The sequence below is a fragment of the Nocardiopsis sp. CNR-923 genome, from assembly GCF_001942255.1.
Classification (GTDB): domain Bacteria; phylum Actinomycetota; class Actinomycetes; order Streptosporangiales; family Streptosporangiaceae; genus Nocardiopsis.
Genome location: NZ_MKKC01000065.1, coordinates 86142 through 105112 on the forward strand (window position 1 = coordinate 86142; position 18971 = coordinate 105112).

Consider the following 18971-nt stretch of genomic DNA (forward strand, 5'->3'; position numbering starts at 1 on the left):
GTCAGCCGAGGGCTAGACAGCGGTCCCAACCGCTGAGCGGTTGAGTGCCGGAAGCGAATGTGTGCAACGCCAAGGCGATGCCTGCGCGCCCTGTGAGCAGGCCGTCGGGTGCGCTGTCGAACTCGGGATGGTCCATCACTGCGTGGGCAAGCACCGGTAGCCGTACCTGGAGCCTGGGATCGCCGCTCGTATGGGCCGCGCGCCAGCTGACGTGCAGCGCGCCAGCCCACCCGTGGCAGAGCGTCGGGTCGGTGATCAAGCCGGTGAGTGCGGGGGCGTCCAGCACCGCGACGAGGCTTTCGACGGCAACGCTCGTCCACTCAGGCCGGGAAAGGGCGACCCCCGCCAACTGCACGGCCCTGGCGACTCCGACCGTCCCGTAGCACCACACGGGTCGCTGCGGTTGAACGGGTGCCCTGAGTTGTCCGTCTGCCTCATCAGGGATCACGATTCCCGGCCAGCCCGACCACGTTTCGGTGCGCGGTCCAGTGGGACCCCAGCGCAGCAACCAATTCACGAGCCGATCGATCGCGTCGCTATGCCCTGGAACGCGGACATTCTCTGTCCAGGCTTGGGTGAGGAGGGAGAGCGTCCCGGCGATGCCATGGGCGACTCCCAGACTGACGTGGCCGCGTGGGTAGAGGGCGGGCTGGGCGGGAGTGGGTGTATCCGGCGTCCACCAACCTGGGAGGGGTCGGCCTCGAAGATCACGCGTCGGTTCGGTCAGCTCCACCAGGGAGGAGAGCAGTGCACGGAGTTCGGCCGGGGCGGAACCCCTGTGCAGGAGGTAGAAACCCAGACCGGTGGCACCGGAGATCAGGTCGTACGCCCTCATCCGTACGCCCGGCACTCCCGACCCTGCGCGGTTCCGTTCATCCCGGACGAAGGCGCGGACCCGGTCGACGGTGACGTCGTCCAAGCGGTCGAGCGCGTCCCCGTAGTCGCTTGGACCAGCCGTGTGCAGGGTGTAGGCCAACGCGGTGGCTCCCTGGTAGAGGCCGTCCTCCGGCCGGACACGGACCTCCTGCGCCGCCTTGGAGAGCCATGCGTGCGCGGTCGAGCGGGAGTCGGAGTCCGTGCGGCCCAGTTCGGCGAACAACAGAGCGATCCCGGGGCGGCCCTGGTCGAGCGACGCCGGGGCAGGGAGGACTCTGCGAGGATCGGCAAGCTGCTCGGACACCTGGGCAACGAGGTCGCGGGCACGCTCACGCGCCTCGTCGGCTTCGCTCACGGCGAACCGCCTTTCTCAGCGCGCCGCTCGTGGGCGCGAACGGCCGCCCGTGCCACCGCCAGCGCCTCCGCCTCGCTCTCCCGGTCGATCCCGAGCAGGCGGTTGGCGTGCATGTGCAGCAACGAGCTGAGGACCTGCTCGGGCGCGGGACAGCCGTTGACGCCTTCGTGGAGGCGGGACCGGTACTCCTCCAACGCCGCACGGCGGTCCTGCCACGACTCGATGACGGCGTGACCTCCTGGGACACCACGCAGCCCCGACCAGTCGGAGTCGGGGTCGATGAGTGCCAGCGCCGTGTCACGCCGCTCCTGGAAGGCACGATGATGCGAAGTCTTACTCCGTGCGGCGAACCAATCCGCCGCGTCAGCGCCCAGGAACGACCATGCGATGTCCGCGACGTTCGTGGCGGCCAACAGCATCGGGGGGATGTCCACCCGACCGGCGCGAACGAGGCGGGATTGATCGAGCACGGAAACGCTGTCAGCGTGGAACACGCGTTCCGCCGCCGTCATGGCGTCCCCGGGGCCGTAGCGGCGACCTCGGGCGTGTAGGTCGTGAGCTGCAGGCGGCCGACCAGACCCGAGGCCCCGAGCGCGACGACCCAGTCCCTCAGCCGAGGCAGCACATCGGCGTTGAGCGTGTCCGGGACACCACGGAAGCGCAGGCGTAGGTGGGGGTGAGGGTCGTCGTACCGCACGAAGAACCATCGCTCGACCGTCAGCCCGAGAAGCAGCTCCGGCAGGTGTGCCGTGATGAGGTCGTCCATGTGCTCCGGATCGCACGCGACCTGAGTGCTGAGCCACGACCCTCCCGGCAGGTGCTCCGGGGCTCGGATGAGGGACGCCGAGACTGTGGGAACCGGGGGCGGGGTAGGCGGTGTGCCGAGCGTGAGGGCGAAGACGATCTCATTGCTGCGGCCCGCCAACCATCCAGTTGCTTCTGGCGCGGCGTCCGGGCATTCGGTGACGACGATCTCCTTCTCGCGCAGGACTTCTTCCCGGAACAGGTACCGATGGGATTCCCGCCCCAGGTCGAGTATGAGACAGCGGTCACGCGAGACGTTCGGGGCCAGGATCTGGACCCTGTCGGGAACGCGCCAGGTGTCACACCAACGGTTCATCGCGCGTTCCCAGGCACGGAAGTCCTTGTCGAACCCACGGAGCGCGGCGGGAACACGCCACCGAGCGGACGCCAGAATCGTTCTCCCATATCGGACACGCGGTAGGTGCGGCAGGTGCGCCGCCGCACCCCACGTCCAGGGCTGCCAGGGCCGGATCCCGCAGAGGCCGATCTCACGGAGGAGTCGCGCGAGCGGGGGAGCCTGGGAACGGTAGTTGAGCGAGTGGACGCCGACGGGGGACACCTCCTGCTCGCGGGAGTACGAACAGACGTGGAGACGGTGCGGACCAGCAACGACGTAGAGGTCGTCGGGGTCGAGCACGGTCGGGTCGCGGGGGTCGGCGAACGTTCCCAACGGGATGGCCGGCCCCGACCACTCCGGGCCACGGAGGACGTTGGCGCTCCGGCGGTGCAGCGGTGAGAACACGAGGCGCGCCCGTGGAACAACCGCGCCTCCCTCCTGGGCGCGGGAGCGGTCGTCTCGCCGTATCTGCCGCTGGTCCGGGAACAGGTGGGCGAAGCGGTTGGTCATCGCCCCGATCGAGGGCGAGCCGAACGCGGAAGCGACGACGAGGAGAAAGTCACCGGCGTTGAGTGCGTCGTCCGATGCGGCCAGAAGTCGCGCGCACAGTTCGACCTCCCCCGGTGGTGGGAGGTCGTGCGTCGGCTCCGACAGTTCCGCCAGCGAGGATTCGTCCAGCACGACCTCACGTCCCAGGAGCGTGGCCTCCTGCGCGAGTGTCGCGAGGACGCGATCCCGGTGCTCCTGCCCCCCGAAGGCCACGTGGGGCCTTCCACCGGCCCAGGGCGGATCCAGCCCACGTTCCGGGTCCAACACCTCCTTGACGGGCACCGGGGTGTTGACGCCGTACCATCGCGCGAACCGTCGGTGGTAGTCGTCCAGGATGCCGGGATAGGGCGCGGCCAGGCGGGACAGGACGCTCGCGGCGGCTTCCACCTCCTGCGCGACGAGGGGCGGGAGTTGGACATCCGCGCCCAACGCCAGGTCGACCTGGACGTTCTGTTCGCGAGGCGTGGCACAGATGGTTCGCAGACGCCGCTGGGCTGACGTGATGAGGTCGAGCCCGGTGCCGATGGGCAGCCGCCTGTAGCGATCGAGGTCCTTGTGCACCTGACGTAGTTGGTCCACATCCTCGGCCATGTCCGGGAGGAGGGTGTCCGGCGGGAGAGCCTCAATGACGGCCAGGACATGCCCGACGGGATCAGGTGTCCCTGGCGCTGGCGGCAGCTCGGTGAGCAGAAATCCCAGGTCCACGAGCTGCTGTAGCAACGCATCGATCACCGCCGTGGGTACCCGGGGGTGCCGCTGGCCGATGCTCTCCCGAAGCCGACGGGCGGGGACCGGTGCGCGGGCCGATTCCAGGAGCACCCGAACGGGATCGCTCAGCCGGACGGAGGTGTGCGCGGGCTGCCCCTCGGCCGTGTGGTTATTGGGAAGCACCAACCTCTCGCCACGGATCCGGCAGAGGTTGTTGACGACCACAAGGAGATGGGCGAGGACAGCGGGCTGCGACTGACATCGCCGCACCCAGGGATCGAGCCAGCCGAGGTCGATGGAGGCAACCCCATGGTGGCGACCGTGCCATCGTGTTGACGCCTTCGGGCCGAACGTGGCGGTGGCGACTCCCGCCAGCGTTCCGAACGGCGTCGCCCGGCTGTGCATGCGCAGGAGGTACCGGGCGAGGGATCCGGCAGCTCGACGGACCCGTCGCGGTGGAAGCTCCCGCCCGGCGATCACCTGCTCCACCGCTCGGGCCAGGGACGGACTGGAGATCCTGATCGCCTCCCGTAGGGCCGCGTCACGGTTGACGGTGCCGCGAATCCAGGCCGTGAGCTCCAGCGTTTCAAGTGATGACGTGCGGTCCAGGGCGGCGACGGGAATGTCGGGGAGAGCGTCGAACGAGTGCAGCGGTGCCCGGAGCATGGCGGTACCCGCACACTCGTACCGAGGCATGTCGGCGGTCATAGGTCCTTGCGAGGAGTGGGAGAACGGGGACGGAAGTGCGCCGCCCCCGGGTGTCCGGGGGCGGCGCTCACTCACACCGAGCCGGGGGCGTCGGCGAAGCAGTTGGGCAGGGTGGCACAGGTGTTGGTGCAGTCTTCGGAGGCTGCGGCAGTGGGGCTCTGCCACTGGGCCTCCGGGATGATGCGCAGGTCGAGCTGGAACTCTCCGTAGATCTCGTTCTCCTGCATGACCTTCCTCTCCGTCGGGAGCCGGTGTCGACGATCCGCCTTCCGCGTTCACTGATGCGGTCGGCGTCACGAAGACTGTTCCCAGGGGACGGGGCGGGAGACACGAGTGCGCTGCCCACAAGGGAGTCTGTGAGCGGGTGTCCGACATGCCCGGGGTCGCTGTGCCCGGCTGTGGGTATCGCGGATTGCGTGTGAGCAGCGAGAGTGACTGGTGAGCGGCTCGGAACCTGGAACACCGCCAGCAGTGGGTTATCCACAGGGCGCCCCGAGAGTCGTGGGACGGGCGTAGGCTCAGGAGTCATCACCCATCCGTCGACCCTCCTGGGGGCACCTGTAGCCATGGCTGACTCCTTCACCCATCTGCACGTCCACACCGAGTACTCGATGCTGGACGGCGCCGCGAAACTCAAGCCTCTCTTCAAGGAGGCCTCGCGGTTGGGCATGCCAGCGGTCGCCATGACCGACCACGGCAACATGTTCGGAGCCTACGAGTTCTTCCAGCAGTCCAAGGGCACCGGAGTCACGCCGATCATCGGCATCGAGGCCTACGTCGCACCGGAGTCCCGCTTCCACAAGAAGCGCGTGTTCTGGGGCCGGGCCAGCGGCTCGGACGATGTCGCGGGTGAGGGTGGCAAGGACGTCTCCGGCGGTGGTCGTTTCCTCCACATGACGATGCTCGCGCAGAACGAGACCGGGCTGCGCAACCTGTTCAGGATGTCCTCCCTGGCGTCCATGGAGGGCTACTACATGAAGCCCCGCATGGACCTCGAACTCATGGCCGAGTACAGCGAGGGCATCATCGTCAGCACCGGCTGCCCCTCCGGCGGTGTGCAGACCCGTCTGCGCCTGGGCCAGGAGAAGGAGGCGATCGCCTACGCCTCCCAGCTCCAGGACATCTTCGGCAGGGAGAACGTCTTCCTGGAACTGATGGACCACGGGGTGGACATCGAGAAGGAGGTCCGCGACGGCCTGCTCAAGGTCGGCCGCGAACTCAACATTCCGCCCCTGGTCACCAACGACTCCCATTACGTCTACGAGAGCCAGGCCGCCGCGCACGACGCCCTGCTGGCGGTCGGCGTGGGCAAGAACCTGGACGACCCCACCCGGTTCCGGTTCAACGGCTCGGGTTACTACCTCAAGACCGCCGACGAGATGCGCGGGATCCTCAACTTCGCCGAGTGGGCCCAGGGGTGCAGGAACACCCTGCTCATCGCCGAACGAATCGCCCCGGACGCCTACGACAACGTGTTCGCGCACCGGGACCTGATGCCCGCCTTCCCCATCCCCGAGAGGGAGACCGAGTCCTCCTGGCTGGCCAAGGAGATCGAGCGGATGCTTCCGACACGCTATCCGGACGGGGCCAGCGACGAGGTCCGCCAGCGGGTCGAGTACGAACTCGGCGTCATCAGTGAGATGGGCTTCCCGGCCTACTTCCTCGTGACCGCTGACATCTGCCAGTACGCCCGCAAGAACGGGATCGCGTTGGGCCCCGGCCGTGGCTCCGCAGCGGGGTCGATGGTCGCCTACATTCTGGGCATCACCGACCTGGACCCGGTCGCGCACGGCCTGTTGTTCGAGAGGTTCCTCAACCCCGAACGCGTGTCCATGCCCGATATCGACCTCGACTTCGACGAGCGTCGGCGCGGGGAGATGATCGAGTACGTCACCCGTCTGTACGGCGAGGAGCGCGTCGCGCAGATCCTGACCTTCGGCACCATCAAGGCCAAGGCCGCGATCAAGGACTCCACCCGTATCCTCGGCATGCCCTACTCGACCGGCGACCAGATCACCAAGGCGTTCCCCGCCCCGGTCGGCGGCAATGAGATTCCGCTCGACGCCGTGTACAACACCGAGCACGAGCGTTACCCGGAGACCACCGAGCTGCGCGGCCTCATCGACAGCGATCCGCAGGTCGCCAAGGTCATGGAGACCGCCCGCGGTATCGAGGGTCTGACCCGCGGCACCGGCGTCCACGCAGCAGGCGTCATCCTGTCCCGGGACCCTCTGGTCGATGTCATCCCCGTGCACAAGCGCGACACCGACGGCGCCATCATCACCGGCTTTCCCTACCCTCAGTGCGAGGCCATGGGGCTGCTCAAGATGGACTTCCTGGGTCTGCGCAACCTCACCATCATCGATGACGCGGTCAAGAGCATCAAGGGGGCCGAGGGAGTGGACATCAACATGTCCGACCTTCCCCTGGACGACAAGAAGACCTACGACCTGCTCTCGCGAGGCGACACTCTCGGCGTGTTCCAGCTGGACGGCGGCGCGATGCGCAACCTGCTCAAGCGGATGGAACCGAAGACCTTCGCTGACATCACGGCCGTGATCTCCCTGTACCGGCCGGGGCCGATGGCAGCCAACGCGCACAACGACTACGCCGACCGGTCGAACGGGCGCCAGGAGGTCACCCCGATCCACCCTGATCTCAAGGACGCGCTGGATCCGATCCTCGGTGAGACCTACCACCTGATCGTCTACCAAGAGCAGATCATGGCCATCGCCCAGCAGCTGGCCGGATACACGCTGGGCGGCGCGGACCTGATGCGTCGCGCCATGGGCAAGAAGAAGAAGGAGGCCCTGGAGGCGGAGGAGGCCAAGTTCTTCCCCGGCGCCAAGGAGCGCGGCTTCTCCCAGGAGGCCATCCAGGACCTGTGGGACGTCATGCTGCCCTTCGCCGGGTACGCGTTCAACAAGTCGCACGCCGCCGGATACGCCCTCGTCGCGTACTGGACCGCCTACCTCAAGGCCAACTACCCCGCCGCGTACATGGCCGCGCTGCTCACCTCGGTCAGCGATGACAAGGACAAGATGGCGGTCTACCTCGCCGAGTGCCGCGCCCAGGGCATCAAGGTCCTCCCCCCGGACGTCAACGACTCCGGTCTGCGCTTCACCCCGGTCGGCCGCGATATCCGCTTCGGCATGGGCGCGGTCCGCAACGTCGGCGCCAACGTCGTCAACTCGGTCATCAAGACCCGCAACGAGAAGGGCCGCTACACCTCCTTTACCGACTTCCTGTCCAAGATCGAACTGGCCGCCTGCAACAAGCGCGTCATCGAGTCCCTGGTCAAGTCGGGCGCCTTCGACTCCCTGGGCCAGCCGCGCCGCGAGCTGTACCGCCACCACGAGACCGCGGTCGACGGCATGATCAGCTCCAAGAAGCAGGAGGCGCACGGCCAGTTCGACCTGTTCGGCGGCGCCGACGAGGGCGGCGACTCCACGCCGATCGGCCTCAACATCCAGTGGGGCGACGAGGAGTGGGACCGCAAGACCAAGCTCGCCTTCGAGCGCGAGATGCTCGGCCTGTACGTGTCCAGCCACCCGCTGGCCGGCGCCGAGCGCATCCTGGCCCGCTCGCGCGACACCTCCATCGCCCAGATCGTCGCCGGTGAGCAGGCCCGCGAACGCGGGGAGGTGCGTATCTCCGGCCTCATCTCCAAGGTGGACAAGCGTGTCAACAAGGCGGGCAACCAGTGGGCGATCGCCACGGTGGAGGATCTGGACGCCAGCATGGAGGTCCTGTTCTTCCCCAAGACCTATCCGCTGTACGTCGAGGCCCTGCTGGAGGACACAGCGGTCACGGTGAAGGGTCGTCTGAACGACCGTGACGGCACCTGGTCGATGTTCGCCTCGGAGATGTCGATCCTGGACATCTCCCACGTGTCGGACGGCGAGCCGCCGGTGCTGCTGACCGTGGACGAGAAGCGGCTCACGCCCGAACTCGTGACGGAGCTGCGCCAGGTGCTGAGCGGCCACAGGGGGCAGACCCCGGTCCGGATCCGCGTGGACAACCCGGTGCGGTCACGGATCTACGCCGTCGACGGGTACTCGGTACGGATCTCGCCGGAGTTCAACGGTGAGATGAAGAGCCTGCTGGGGGCGTACGCGGTCGACTACTGACGCGACTGGCCCGGAGGGGTTCCGGGTGCCGGTGGCACACGGGACCCCTTCGTCGTGTCGGCGCACCCGGCGAAGAGAGGCGAGACACTTGTGTCGGCGATCTTAGCGATATATCTTTGAGCTATTAGAGTGAAGCTTGACTATCGACAAACGGACTTGACAGTCGCTTCATGTCGCCCCGACGACGAAGGAGTCCCCCATGAGTGCCATGGCACTGCCCGGCCCCTGGTCCTGGGAGGGACGCGGACGCCGGTTCCGCGGCCCCTGGTCCTGGCGGCCCACCGACACCCCGCGCGGCCACCACGACCACCACGAACGGCACGACCACCACGCCGAACACGAGGACGAGGGGCCGCACGGTCACCACCGCGCCGCGTTCGGCCACCGGCCGCCCGGCCCGCCCATCATCCCGCCCGTCGGCCCCTGGGGAGGCGCCCCGTTCCCGCCCGGGTCCGGCGGACCGTTCGGGGGCTTCGGTTCGCACGGAGGGGGTCACGGCTTCGGCCCCGGCGGACACCGCCGGGGCCGAAGCCGTGCCCGTCGCGGTGACGTGCGCACCGGCATCCTGCTGCTGCTCGCCGAGGAACCGCGCAGCGGATACGAGATCATCCGCGAGGGGCGCGAACGCAGCGCGGGCATGTGGCGGCCGAGCCCGGGGTCCGTGTATCCCATGCTCCAGCAGTTGGAGGACGAGGGCCTGGTCGGCCAGATCGGGGGAGAGGGGCGTCGCCGCCCCTACCGGCTCACTGAGGAGGGCGTCGCGCACCTGGAGGAGCGCGGCGCGACCTCACCCCGCCCTGGGAGGCGGGCGCCGACGCCTACGCCGACACCCGGTCGCGCTTGGAGGAGGTCGGCGCGCTCGCCTGCCAGCTCAGCGCCGCCGCAGCCCAGGTCGCCCAGGCGGGCACCGACGACCAGGTCGAGCGGGCCAAGCGGCTCCTGAACGAGAGCAAGCGGGGTCTGTACCGGATCCTGGCCGAGGACGACGCCGAAGCCTCGGGCGACGACGACGGCGGGTCCGACGCCGGACTCTGACGGGGGACGCGCGCGGACGGAGCCTCCGTCCGCGGGCGCGTCGGACGTTCACGAGCTGTGCAGCACCTCGGCGTGGCTCATTTCGCGGACCTCGGTGATCTGGCCGAAGAACGCGGCCGCCGCTTCGTCCGAGGGCATCTCCTTCGCGGCGCGTTCCGCGGTTTGGCGGGATCCCCACAGGACGAGGTCGCCGAAGCTGCCGTCGTCGAACCGCACCAGACGGGAGCCGGCGAACTCGTCGCCGTAACGTTCCTTCAGGCGGTCGACGAGCTGGTCACGGCCCGCGGTCAGCGCTTCGGCGTCGTTGGTCTCGAAGCGAACGAACTCAAGTGTCATGGCGAACCATCCTCATTCCGAGCAACCAGTGCGTCACGGATTTGGATTGCTAAATCCGTGACGTGAGAGTATCACGGATTCAGGAGGAAAAGTCCGGTAGCTTGAAGGGATGACGGTGCGCGAGTTCTACGAGATGCCGTGGATCGGCCGGGAACACCCCGTGTTCGACCTGACCAACACCGTCGTCGTCGGGGCTGGACCCGGGCGCGGCGACGTCGACTTCCTCGCCGATCCCGGGCTCACCGCGATCTGGCGCGAACGTGCGGGGGACCGGGCGTTGGCGCGGGAACCACTCGGTGCGTTGCGCGCGCTCCGGGAGCCGCTGCGCGCGGCCGTGGACGCCCAGGCGAACGGCGAACCGCTTCCGGACCCGGTCAGGGAGGAGCTCAACGGCCTCGCCGCGAAGGCCCCCGTGGCCCTGCGACTCGACGCCGACGGCGACCTCCGCCGCGAGGAGACGGCCCCCGGAGCAGGTCCCGCACTGGCGCGCGAGGCACTCGTGCTGCTGGCGGGTGAGGGCCGGGGCCGGATCCGCCGGTGCGACGCGCCCAGCTGCGGCATGTACTTCCTGCGAACACGCAGGGACCAGGCCTGGTGCTCGGTGGTCTGCGGGAACCGGGCGCGCGCCACCCGGCGGCGCGCGTGAGGGCGGGGTCCGGACCGACAGGGCGAGCCGGGCGCGGCCGGGCCGCGGCGACGCACGGGGCCGGGGGCTCTTCTCCCCGACACCCCGTGCGTACGGCCGCGCGCGCCCTACTCGCCGGTGGCGCCGTCGGCGAGTTCGCGCAGCACGTCCAGATGCCCGTTGTGCCGGGCGGTCTCCTCGATCATGTGCACCAGAACCCACCGCAGCGTCGCCCGCGTCCGGGCGTTGCGCGCGGTCGTGCCCAGCTCCAGCCGGGCCGTGATCTCCCGGGACCGGGCGCACTGGGCGTCGTACTCGTCCAGGAGTTCGCCCAACGGCCGTTCGGCGCCGACCCGGAACTCCGCGTCGGGATCCTCCTCCGAAGAGGGGCCGTTGTCGGGTTGGTTGATCATGACGCTCTCGAACCAGTAGGCCTCCACCCAGCGCAGGTGCGACACGACGCCGCCCACCGTCATCAGCGGTGAGCGCGGCAGCGGCGCTGCGCCCGCCAGGTGCGGAGCCAACCCCGCGCACTTGCGGCGCACGGTCGCGCGGTGCCAGTCCAGCCAGGTCGTGAGCATCGTGCGTTCGTCTGCGGCCAGGGGCGGGTCCACCCGTGCGGGCAGGGGGGTCGTGCCGACGTGGCCGGTGATGTCTCTCATGCGGGTATTCTCCTTCGGGCCGCGCCCCACGGCCAGTCAATTCCCGGGGCGTCCGAAGGGTCCGCGCGAAGGGGGATCATGACCGATCACAGGGGGTCGCGGCTGGGGCGGCAGTTGCTCGTGGGCGCGTGCGTCCTGGTCGCCGTAGCCCTGGTCGGAGCGGTCCTGGGCCCGGTGTGGTGGCTGGCGGCCCCGGACCGCGCGGTGGGCACCTCGCTGGGCGACGGCCAGGTCTTCACCGGCACGGCTCAGGAGGTGTTCGCGGGGGAGGGCTGGTTCGCGCTCATCACCGCCGCCGCCGGGATGGTGACCGGCTACGGCGCCTACATGGTCCAGTTCTGCCTCTCCCGACTCCGGATCCAGGACCTGCGCCTGGTGTGCCTGGTCGGCGGTTTCCTGGGCGCGGCGGTCGCGACCGTCCTGACCTGGCAGATCGGTACGGCCCTGGACGCGCCCTTGCACGGGGCCGCGGCCGGGGCCGCACACGGCGAGTCCGTCACCGTCGGCCTGCAACTGCGCGCGACCGCGTTCCTGGCGGCCTGGCCCTTCCTGTTCGTCCTCCAGTACGGGCTTCTGGACGCGATCAGCATGGCGCGGGGCGACCTGCCGGGCGTCCCCCAGCCGGCACCCGCTCTTCGCTCCGAGGCGGAGGTCGCGGGCGTCCGCGTCACTGACGGCTCGGAGTCCACGTTCACGGCACCGCCCTCGGCGGACGGCGTCAGCGGCGGAGTGCCCGTGACCGGCCACGCACCCGCCGCCCATGACACGCCCGTCACCACCGAGCCGCTCGCCACCGCCGACTCAGCCGTGACCGGCCATGTACCCGCCACGGCCGAAACACCCGGCAATGGCGGCGCACCCGCCGTCGAGCCCGGTGAGCGCCCCGCCACCTGAGGACGCACTCCTCACAGGCTCTGCACGGTGCCCTCGTACATTGCGTCCAGCAGGTCCCGGTACTTCTCCTCGATCGCCCGCCGCCGCATCTTCAGACTCGGCGTGATCTCGCCCTCCTCCACGGACAGGTCGCTCGGCAGGATCGTGAACCGCTTCACGGTCTCGTGCCGGGGCAGATCCCGGTTGAGCGCGTCGATGGCCTCCTGTACCAGCTCCCGCACCGCCGCTTCCCTGGTCAGCGCCGCGTAGTCGAGCCCGCCGCGCCCGTTGTCGGCGGCCCACGACCCGATCGCCTCGGGGTCCAGTGCCACGAGCGCCACGCAGTACGGCCGCCGGTCCCCGTGCACGACCAGGTTGCTCGCGTAGGGGCACAGCGCCTTGAACCGGCCCTCGATGCCCTGCGGCGCCACGTACTTGCCGCCCGAGGTCTTGATCAGTTCCTTCTTGCGGTCGGTGATCCGCAGGCGCCCGTCCTCCAGGACGCCGATGTCACCGGTGGCGAACCAACCGTCCTCGGTCAGCACCGCCTGGGTCGCTCCGGACAGGTTGTGGTATCCGCGCATCACTCCGCCTCCGCGCAGCATCACCTCGCCGTCCTCGGCGATCCTCACCTCGGTGCCGGGCACCGGCAGCCCCACGGTCCCGAACCGCACCTGCCCGGGCCGGTTGACGAACGTCGCCCCACTGCTCTCGGTGAGGCCGTACCCCTCAAGAATGGTGATCCCGGCGCCGTAGAAGAAACGGCCGATCTCCGGGGCCAGGGGAGCGCTGCCCGAGACGAAGAACCTGAGTCGACCGCCGAACCGCGCACGCAGCTTCGAGAACACCAGTCGGTCGGCGATCCGGTACTGGACCGCCAGCACACCCGCGGGCTCGCGGCCCTCCTCGCGCCCGCGCGCGACGCGGTCACCCACGCCGACCGCCCACCGGAAGATCCGGTACCTGGCCGCACCGCCCTCCTTGGCCTGCATGACCACGCGGTTGAACACCTTCTCGAAGATGCGCGGCGCGGCGGCCATGAACGTCGGCCGGACCACGGCCAGGTTGTCCAGGATCCGGTCCATCCGCCCGTCCACCGCGGTCCGGAACCCGATGCGCAGTTGGCTGACCTGGATCACCTTGCCGAACACATGCGCCAGCGGCAGCCACAGGTACTGCACGTCGTCACCGGTGATCAGGGCGTGGCCCCGCTCGCGCAGCTCCTGGTCCAGGGCGTGCAGGGCCTCGGCCTCGTACACCCAGTTGGCGTGGTCGAGCCGGACCCCCTTGGGTCTGCCCGTGGTCCCCGAGGTGTAGATCAAGGTGGCCAGGTGCTCGGGTCGCACACTCGCCACCAGTTCGTCGAACAGTCCCGGGCGCTCGGCGGCCAAGCGCGCGCCGCGCTCCTCCAGTTCGGCGAGCGGGATCACCCAGTCGTCGTCGCCCCCGGCCTCGCCCTCGAAGGCCACCACCCGGGACAGGCCAGGCATCTGGGCACGCTGCCGCCGGAGCTTGGCCACCTGTTCGTCGTCCTCGGCGAAGGCGATCATGGTGCCGGAGTCGGAGACGATGTAGGCGCAGTCGGGAGCGGTGCACGAGGGGTAGATCGTCGTGGTCGCCCCGCCCGCGCACAGCACGCCGAGGTCGGCCAGGATCCACTCGATCCTGGTGCTCGACGCGATCGCGCAGCGGGCCTGGGAGGTCACCCCCAGCGAGTGCAGGCCCAGGGCGACGCGGCGGACGCGGTCGAGCGTCTGGGCCCAGCTGAGGGTCGCCCAGACCTCGCCTTCCCCGGAGGGGTCGGGGACGGGGTGGCTGAAGGCCACGGCGTCCCCGGATTCGGCGACGCGGGAGGTGAACATGGCGGCGATCGAGGGGAAGGGGGACGCACTGTTGTCCATGTCACAACGCTACCGCTGGGTAGAGGCTCCGGCAACGGTCCGTGGCCGACTGTGCGCGAGTCCACCAGCCCTGTGGCGCAGGGGATGCGCGCTCGTGCCCGCCGTCACTCCGTGGCTTCGGGGGAGGGGGTCAGGGGGCGCCGATCGGCGCGGTGACCGCCTCGGTCAGCCGGATCAGATCAGCGGGCGCCAGCTCCATCTGAAGGCCTCGCCGCCCGGCCGACACGTAGACCGACGGCAACTGCGTCGCCGAGGCGTCGACCACCGTGCGCAGCCGCTTGCGCTGGCCCAACGGGCTGATGCCGCCGCGCACGTACCCGGTGACCCGCTCCGCCCGGTCCGGGTCGGCCATCCTGGCCCGCTTCCCGCCCACCGCCGCTGCCAGCGCCTTCAGGTCCAGCGACAGGCTCACCGGCACCACCCCGACCGCGAACCGCCCGTCCACCTCGGCGACCAGCGTCTTGAAGACCCGTTCACGGGGGACCCCGAGCGCCTCCGCGGCGTCGCGCCGTAGGAGCGCCCGTCGCGGTCGCCGTCCACCGAGTAGGGGTGCAGGGTGTAGGGGGTCCTGGCCCGCCCGGCGGCCACGGTCGCGGGTGTGCCCCGTCCACTCATGCCCGGATCCTCCTCGACTCTGGCGAACACTGACGGTCGCGGGCACCGGTCACGTCCGGCGCACGGCGACCGCACCGACCCGCACCGACCCGCACCAGTAGGCTAGGGCGTCTCCCGCGGAGGCATACCCCGCAGCCAGACGGGCGGCATCCCGCCACACGTCCTAGTTGAAGCAGACGCCGTTGTTGAGGAAGGGACCGGCGGGCAGGTTGGGCAGGGTGGGAGCGTCCACGATCCGGTTCTCCCGGCGCAGGAAGCGCGCGGCCACCGCCAGGCGCGTGGCGGCGTCCTCCGCCTCCAGCAGGCGCTGCTTCTCCGCCTGGTCCAGCACCATCGACGCGGCCACGGTGTACGACAGCGCGATCGGGTCCTTGGGCAGTTCGGGATGGGTCTCCGGCGCCATGCCGATGGCGGCCAGGCGCTCGCAGTAGGTGTCGTACAGGTCGCGGACCCGCTCGGCGTGCTCGTCGGCGTCCGGACCCACGGCCTCGGGCAGGAACGCCACGGACGCGGTCGAGTACTCGTCCGCGGAGGACGGATCGACCTCGGACAGGTCGGTGACGGTGAACCGCGCTCCGCCCTCGACGACCAGGTCGTAGCGCCCGTCCCGGTAGGTGCGCACGTCCCGGACCACGGCCGTGCAGCCCGTCGCGCTCACCCTCGGCAGGGCCACGTCCGAGCCGCCGGTGGTGGGGACCCCCGTGTCGGCGCCGCCCGAACCCTGGCCGGACTCGCTGGCCACCTCGTGGCCCAGTTCGATCCACACCACGCCGAAGCGGTGCGGACCGCCCCGGTGCGTCCCTCCCTCGCCCCCGGCCAGGCTCGGCCCCAGGAGTTCGGAGACCAGGCGGCGGTAGCGCCGCTCGAACACGTGCAGGGGGACGCTCATACCGGGGAACAGCACGGTGTTGAGCGGAAAGATCGGCAGTGCCACGGGCATGGTTCCAGTATGCCCGGCGCGCCGTGACCGTGGCGTGGCGCACCCGTCACGCGGACCGCACGCCGACCGGGCCGCGCGCACGGCGCGGCCCGGGAGGGCGCCCGGCCTCCCCCCGGGGCCGGACGCCCGTACCCGGGCCAGGACGAACCGGACCGGCCCGAGGTCAGGACACCGAGGGACCCGCCGTCTCGGGCGCGTCCTGGCTGCCGTGGTCCTCGCTGGGCATGTCGCGCGCCACGAAGGTCTCCACGTCGAAGAGGTTGCCGTCGGCGCGGTCGATGACGTTGAGCAGGGTCGACATCGTGGCGACCTCCTCCGTCTGCTCCTGGACGAACCACTGGAGGAACTGCTCACCCGCGTAGTCGTCCTCGTCACGAGCGACCTTGGCCAGACGGTGGATCTGGTCGGTCACCTCGCGCTCCTGGCGCAGGGCGAGCGCCGCCAGGTCGCGGGCGGTGGCGAAATCAGTCTCGATCGCGTCCACGCCGGGAAAGACGAAGTCCACGTCGCTGTCGATGAGGTATCGCACGATCATCTGTGCGTGGTCGCGCTCCTCCAGCGACTGATCATAGAAGACTCGCGCCAACTGCGGAAGGTCGTGTGCGTCAAACCACGCCGCGATGGCTACGTACTGGTGCGACGCGGTGAACTCGTGTCGTACCTGGTCAACCAGGAGACGGTGGAACTTGGAAAGGCCGCTGTCGCCGCTCTTGCTCGAAGTCATGCCATCACGATAACTCATTCAAATGCATTTAGCGACACGCGGCAAAACGCTCTTTAATTTCTTAGGCAAGCCTTTCAGAACATGACTGAGGTTAGGTGTTCCAAAGTTAGGCGACACTTCTTCGGGTCTTTTTTGCGGGGCTGGTCGGCGATGGCCCCGGACACCGCGACCCACCGGCCGCGCACGTGTGCTGTCCAACATTCGGACACGGCGCCCGCGGTCACGGGGGGAAGCACCCTAGACTGGGGCCGTGATCAGTCGAATCGACCTCCGAGGCACCCAAGGCGACCCCCGCCTCGCGCTCCCGCGCGCGGAACTGGACGTGGCGGACGCGGCCGAGCGCGTCCGCCCCCTGTGTGAGGACGTGCGCCATCGCGGGACCGAGGCGCTGATCGAACTCACCGAACGCTTCGACGGCGTGCGCCTCACCGACATCCGGGTCCCCCGCCAGGCGATCGACGCCGCCCTGACCGACCTCGACCCCGCCGTGCGGGCCGCGCTGGAGGAGTCCGTCCGCCGCGTCCGCAAGGTCCACCGCGACCAGCGCCGCACCGACCACACCACCCGGGTCGTGCCCGGCGGCACCGTCACGGAGAGGTGGATCCCCGTCGACCGCGTCGGCCTCTACGTGCCCGGCGGTCGCGCCGTGTACCCGTCCAGCGTCATCATGAACGTCGTCCCCGCCCAGGAGGCGGGCGTGGCGTCCCTGGCCGTCACCTCGCCGCCCCAGCGCGAGTTCGGCGGGCTGCCCCACCCGACCATCCTCGCCGCCTGCGCCCTGCTCGGCGTCGACGAGGTCTACGCGGTCGGCGGCGCACAGGCCGTGGCCATGTTCGCCTACGGAGCGGGCGAGTGCGCGCGCGCCGACATGGTCACCGGTCCCGGCAACATCTGGGTGGCCGCGGCCAAGCGCCTGCTCAAGGGAGTCATCGGCATCGACGCCGAGGCCGGGCCCACCGAGATCGCCGTCCTGGCCGACGCCACGGCCAACCCCGACTACGTGGCGGCCGACCTCATCAGCCAGGCCGAACACGACGTCGTCGCCGCCTCCGTCCTGGTCACCCCGGACGAGGCCCTGGCCGACGCGGTCACCGACCGCCTGGCCGAGCGCGTCCCCGCCACCAAGCACGCGGACCGCGTCCGCGAGGCCCTCGGGGGTCCCCAGTCCGGCATCGTCCTGGTCGACGACGTCGAACACGGGCTCGCGTCGTGGACGCCTACGCCGCCGAGCACCTGGAGATCATGACCGCCGACGCCGCCGGCGTCGCCGCCCGTGTGCGCAACGCCGGAGCGATCTTCGTCGGCGACCACTCGCCGGTGTCCCTCGGCGACTACGCCGCCGGGTCCAACCACGTCCTGCCCACGGGTGGGTGCGCCTGCCACAGCGGCGGTCTGAGCGTCCAGACCTTCCTGCGCGGCGTGCACGTGGTCTCCTACGACCGCGACGCGCTGGCCGAGGTCGCCCACCACGTCGTCACCCTGGCCAACGCCGAGGACCTGCCGGCGCACGGAGAGGCGATCACCGCCCGCACCGGCGACGGCACGGCCTGAGGACCCGACGGACGACCCGACACACCAAGAGCGTGCAACCGTGAGCTTCACACTGAACGACCTGCCCCTCCGCGAGGACCTGCGCGGCCAGTCGCCCTACGGCGCGCCGCAGCTGCCCGTGGACGTGGCGCTCAACACCAACGAGAACCCGTACCCGCCCTCGCCGCGGCTGGCCAAGGCCCTGGCCGAGGCGGTCGCCGACACCGCACAGGGCCTCAACCGCTACCCCGACCGCGACGCCGTGTACCTGCGCGAGCGGCTCGCCGACTACCTCGGGCACGGGCTGGACGCCCGCCAGGTGTGGGCGGCCAACGGGTCCAACGAGATCCTCCAGCAGGTCCTCCAGGCCTTCGGCGGCCCCGGGCGCACGGCGATGGGCTTCGAACCCTCCTACGCCATGCACCCGGTCATCTCGCGGGGCACCAACACCGGGTGGGTGTCCGTGCCCCGCGACGACCGGTTCCGGATCGACGCCGACGCAGCCCTGGCCGCGATCGCCGAGCACCGGCCCAGCATCGTCTTCCTCACCTCGCCCAACAATCCCACCGGCACCGCGCTCGACATCGACGAGATCCGGCGCGTCGCCGAGGCCGCCCCGGGCGTGGTCGTCGTCGACGAGGCCTACGCCGAGTTCCGTCGCCAGGGCACGCCCAGCGCCCTGACCCTGCTGCCGGAGCACCCCCGGCTCATCGTCTCGCGCACCATGTCCAAGGCCTTCGCCCTGGCCGGCGCCCGCCTCGGCTACCTCGCCGCCCACCCGGCCGTGGTCGACGCCCTCCAACTGGTCCGCCTCCCCTACCACCTGTCCGCCGTCACCCAGGCGGTGGCCGCCACCGCGCTCGACCACGCCGACGAACTCCTCGCCGCCGTCGCCGACCTGCGCGCCGAACGCGACCGCCTCGTCGGCTGGCTGCGCGAACGGGGATTCTCCGTCGCCGACTCCGACGCCAACTTCGTCATGTTCGGGGAGTTCGAGGACCGCACCGCGGTGTGGCACGCCATGCTCGACCAGCAGGTCCTCATCCGCGAGGTCGGCCCGCCCGGGTGGCTGCGCGTCACCGTGGGCACCCCCGACGAGATGGCCGCCTTCCGCCGAGCCCTGCTCCGGGCCGCGGGCCCGCGGGCCACCCGCCGCCCACCGTCGCCGTAGCCGCCCGGCGTGGGTGGGCCACCACCCTCGACGGACGGCCTCCGGCCGCGGCACACCGCGGGACCCACGCTCCAACCACCACCGAGAGAGTC

11 protein-coding genes and 4 pseudogenes are annotated in these 18971 nt (G+C 70.2%); 6 read left to right on the forward strand and 9 right to left on the reverse strand.

From position 1 onward, the window contains the following. Position 1: 1 nt before the first annotated feature. From BJF83_RS06545 to BJF83_RS27365, 3 genes and pseudogenes are all read right to left on the reverse strand, one after another. Positions 2-1231: a lanthionine synthetase C family protein gene (locus tag BJF83_RS06545; RefSeq protein ID WP_075925587.1), complete on the reverse strand. Its 1230-nt coding sequence runs from the start codon at positions 1229-1231 to the stop codon at positions 2-4. Further along, positions 1228-4337: pseudogene (locus BJF83_RS06555) on the reverse strand (lantibiotic dehydratase). Before BJF83_RS06555 ends, BJF83_RS06545 begins: the two are co-directional and overlap by 4 nt. 71 nt (positions 4338-4408) lie before the next feature. Continuing rightward, positions 4409-4564, reverse strand: a complete 156-nt coding sequence (locus tag BJF83_RS27365; RefSeq protein WP_158070340.1) for a hypothetical protein — start codon at positions 4562-4564, stop codon at positions 4409-4411. Positions 4565-4903: 339 nt separating this feature from the next. Here BJF83_RS27365 and dnaE point away from each other — a divergent pair, with 339 nt between their 5' ends. Together dnaE and BJF83_RS06565 are read left to right on the forward strand one after the other, a co-directional pair. Then, positions 4904-8467 (forward strand): DNA polymerase III subunit alpha, encoded by a 3564-nt coding sequence (gene dnaE / locus BJF83_RS06560; protein WP_075925590.1) that lies wholly within the window; start codon positions 4904-4906, stop codon positions 8465-8467. A 199-nt stretch (positions 8468-8666) separates the two neighbouring features. Continuing rightward, positions 8667-9502 (forward strand): annotated as a pseudogene (locus BJF83_RS06565) (PadR family transcriptional regulator). A 48-nt stretch (positions 9503-9550) separates the two neighbouring features. On the opposite strand, the gene BJF83_RS06570 reads toward BJF83_RS06565, so the two are convergent. Continuing rightward, the gene (locus tag BJF83_RS06570) at positions 9551-9838 is read right to left on the reverse strand and encodes a hypothetical protein (RefSeq protein ID WP_075925591.1); all 288 of its coding nucleotides are present in this window, start codon (positions 9836-9838) and stop codon (positions 9551-9553) included. Between the two features lie 109 nt (positions 9839-9947). Between BJF83_RS06570 and BJF83_RS06575 the strand changes: the two genes are divergently transcribed. After that, positions 9948-10484, forward strand: coding sequence for an ABATE domain-containing protein (locus BJF83_RS06575; protein WP_075925592.1), 537 nt, complete (start codon positions 9948-9950; stop codon positions 10482-10484). A 107-nt stretch (positions 10485-10591) separates the two neighbouring features. Here the strand turns inward: BJF83_RS06575 and BJF83_RS06580 are convergent, their stop codons facing one another. Further along, positions 10592-11125: a DinB family protein gene (locus BJF83_RS06580; RefSeq protein WP_075925593.1), complete on the reverse strand. Its 534-nt coding sequence runs from the start codon at positions 11123-11125 to the stop codon at positions 10592-10594. 78 nt (positions 11126-11203) lie between these two features. Between BJF83_RS06580 and BJF83_RS06585 the strand changes: the two genes are divergently transcribed. Further along, positions 11204-12019, forward strand: a complete 816-nt coding sequence (locus BJF83_RS06585) for a hypothetical protein (protein WP_187347105.1) — start codon at positions 11204-11206, stop codon at positions 12017-12019. 11 nt (positions 12020-12030) lie between these two features. On the opposite strand, the gene BJF83_RS06590 is transcribed toward BJF83_RS06585, so the two are convergent. From BJF83_RS06590 to BJF83_RS06605, 4 genes and pseudogenes are all read right to left on the reverse strand, one after another. Then, positions 12031-13899, reverse strand: a complete 1869-nt coding sequence (locus BJF83_RS06590) for a long-chain fatty acid--CoA ligase (protein WP_075925594.1) — start codon at positions 13897-13899, stop codon at positions 12031-12033. A 130-nt stretch (positions 13900-14029) separates the two neighbouring features. Continuing rightward, positions 14030-14514: pseudogene (gene ybaK, locus BJF83_RS06595) on the reverse strand (Cys-tRNA(Pro) deacylase). Between the two features lie 163 nt (positions 14515-14677). Beyond that, a complete protein-coding gene (locus BJF83_RS06600; protein ID WP_075925595.1) occupies positions 14678-15454 on the reverse strand; it encodes an LON peptidase substrate-binding domain-containing protein in 777 nt (258 codons plus the stop codon). Between the two features lie 163 nt (positions 15455-15617). Next, complete coding sequence (locus BJF83_RS06605; protein WP_075925596.1) at positions 15618-16178, reverse strand: ferritin; 561 nt, start codon at positions 16176-16178, stop codon at positions 15618-15620. A 322-nt stretch (positions 16179-16500) separates the two neighbouring features. On the opposite strand from BJF83_RS06605, the pseudogene hisD reads away from it, so the two are divergent. After that, positions 16501-17729: pseudogene (gene hisD / locus BJF83_RS06610) on the forward strand (histidinol dehydrogenase). Between the two features lie 40 nt (positions 17730-17769). Continuing rightward, positions 17770-18879, forward strand: coding sequence for a histidinol-phosphate transaminase (locus BJF83_RS06615; RefSeq protein WP_075925597.1), 1110 nt, complete (start codon positions 17770-17772; stop codon positions 18877-18879). Positions 18880-18971 lie beyond the last annotated feature (92 nt).

What these genes read in the sequence shown, in the direction of transcription:
- BJF83_RS06585 (WP_187347105.1), top strand. Translation starts at nt 11,204, where the DNA reads ATGACCGATCACAGGGGGTCGCGGCTGGGGCGGCAGTTGCTCGTGGGC.
- BJF83_RS06600 (WP_075925595.1), bottom strand. Translation starts at nt 15,454, where the DNA reads ATGCCCGTGGCACTGCCGATCTTTCCGCTCAACACCGTGCTGTTCCCC.
- BJF83_RS06590 (WP_075925594.1), bottom strand. Translation starts at nt 13,899, where the DNA reads ATGGACAACAGTGCGTCCCCCTTCCCCTCGATCGCCGCCATGTTCACC.
- BJF83_RS06575 (WP_075925592.1), top strand. Translation starts at nt 9,948, where the DNA reads ATGACGGTGCGCGAGTTCTACGAGATGCCGTGGATCGGCCGGGAACAC.
- BJF83_RS27365 (WP_158070340.1), bottom strand. Translation starts at nt 4,564, where the DNA reads ATGCAGGAGAACGAGATCTACGGAGAGTTCCAGCTCGACCTGCGCATC.
- dnaE (WP_075925590.1), top strand. Translation starts at nt 4,904, where the DNA reads ATGGCTGACTCCTTCACCCATCTGCACGTCCACACCGAGTACTCGATG.
- BJF83_RS06570 (WP_075925591.1), bottom strand. Translation starts at nt 9,838, where the DNA reads ATGACACTTGAGTTCGTTCGCTTCGAGACCAACGACGCCGAAGCGCTG.
- BJF83_RS06605 (WP_075925596.1), bottom strand. Translation starts at nt 16,178, where the DNA reads ATGACTTCGAGCAAGAGCGGCGACAGCGGCCTTTCCAAGTTCCACCGT.
- BJF83_RS06580 (WP_075925593.1), bottom strand. Translation starts at nt 11,125, where the DNA reads ATGAGAGACATCACCGGCCACGTCGGCACGACCCCCCTGCCCGCACGG.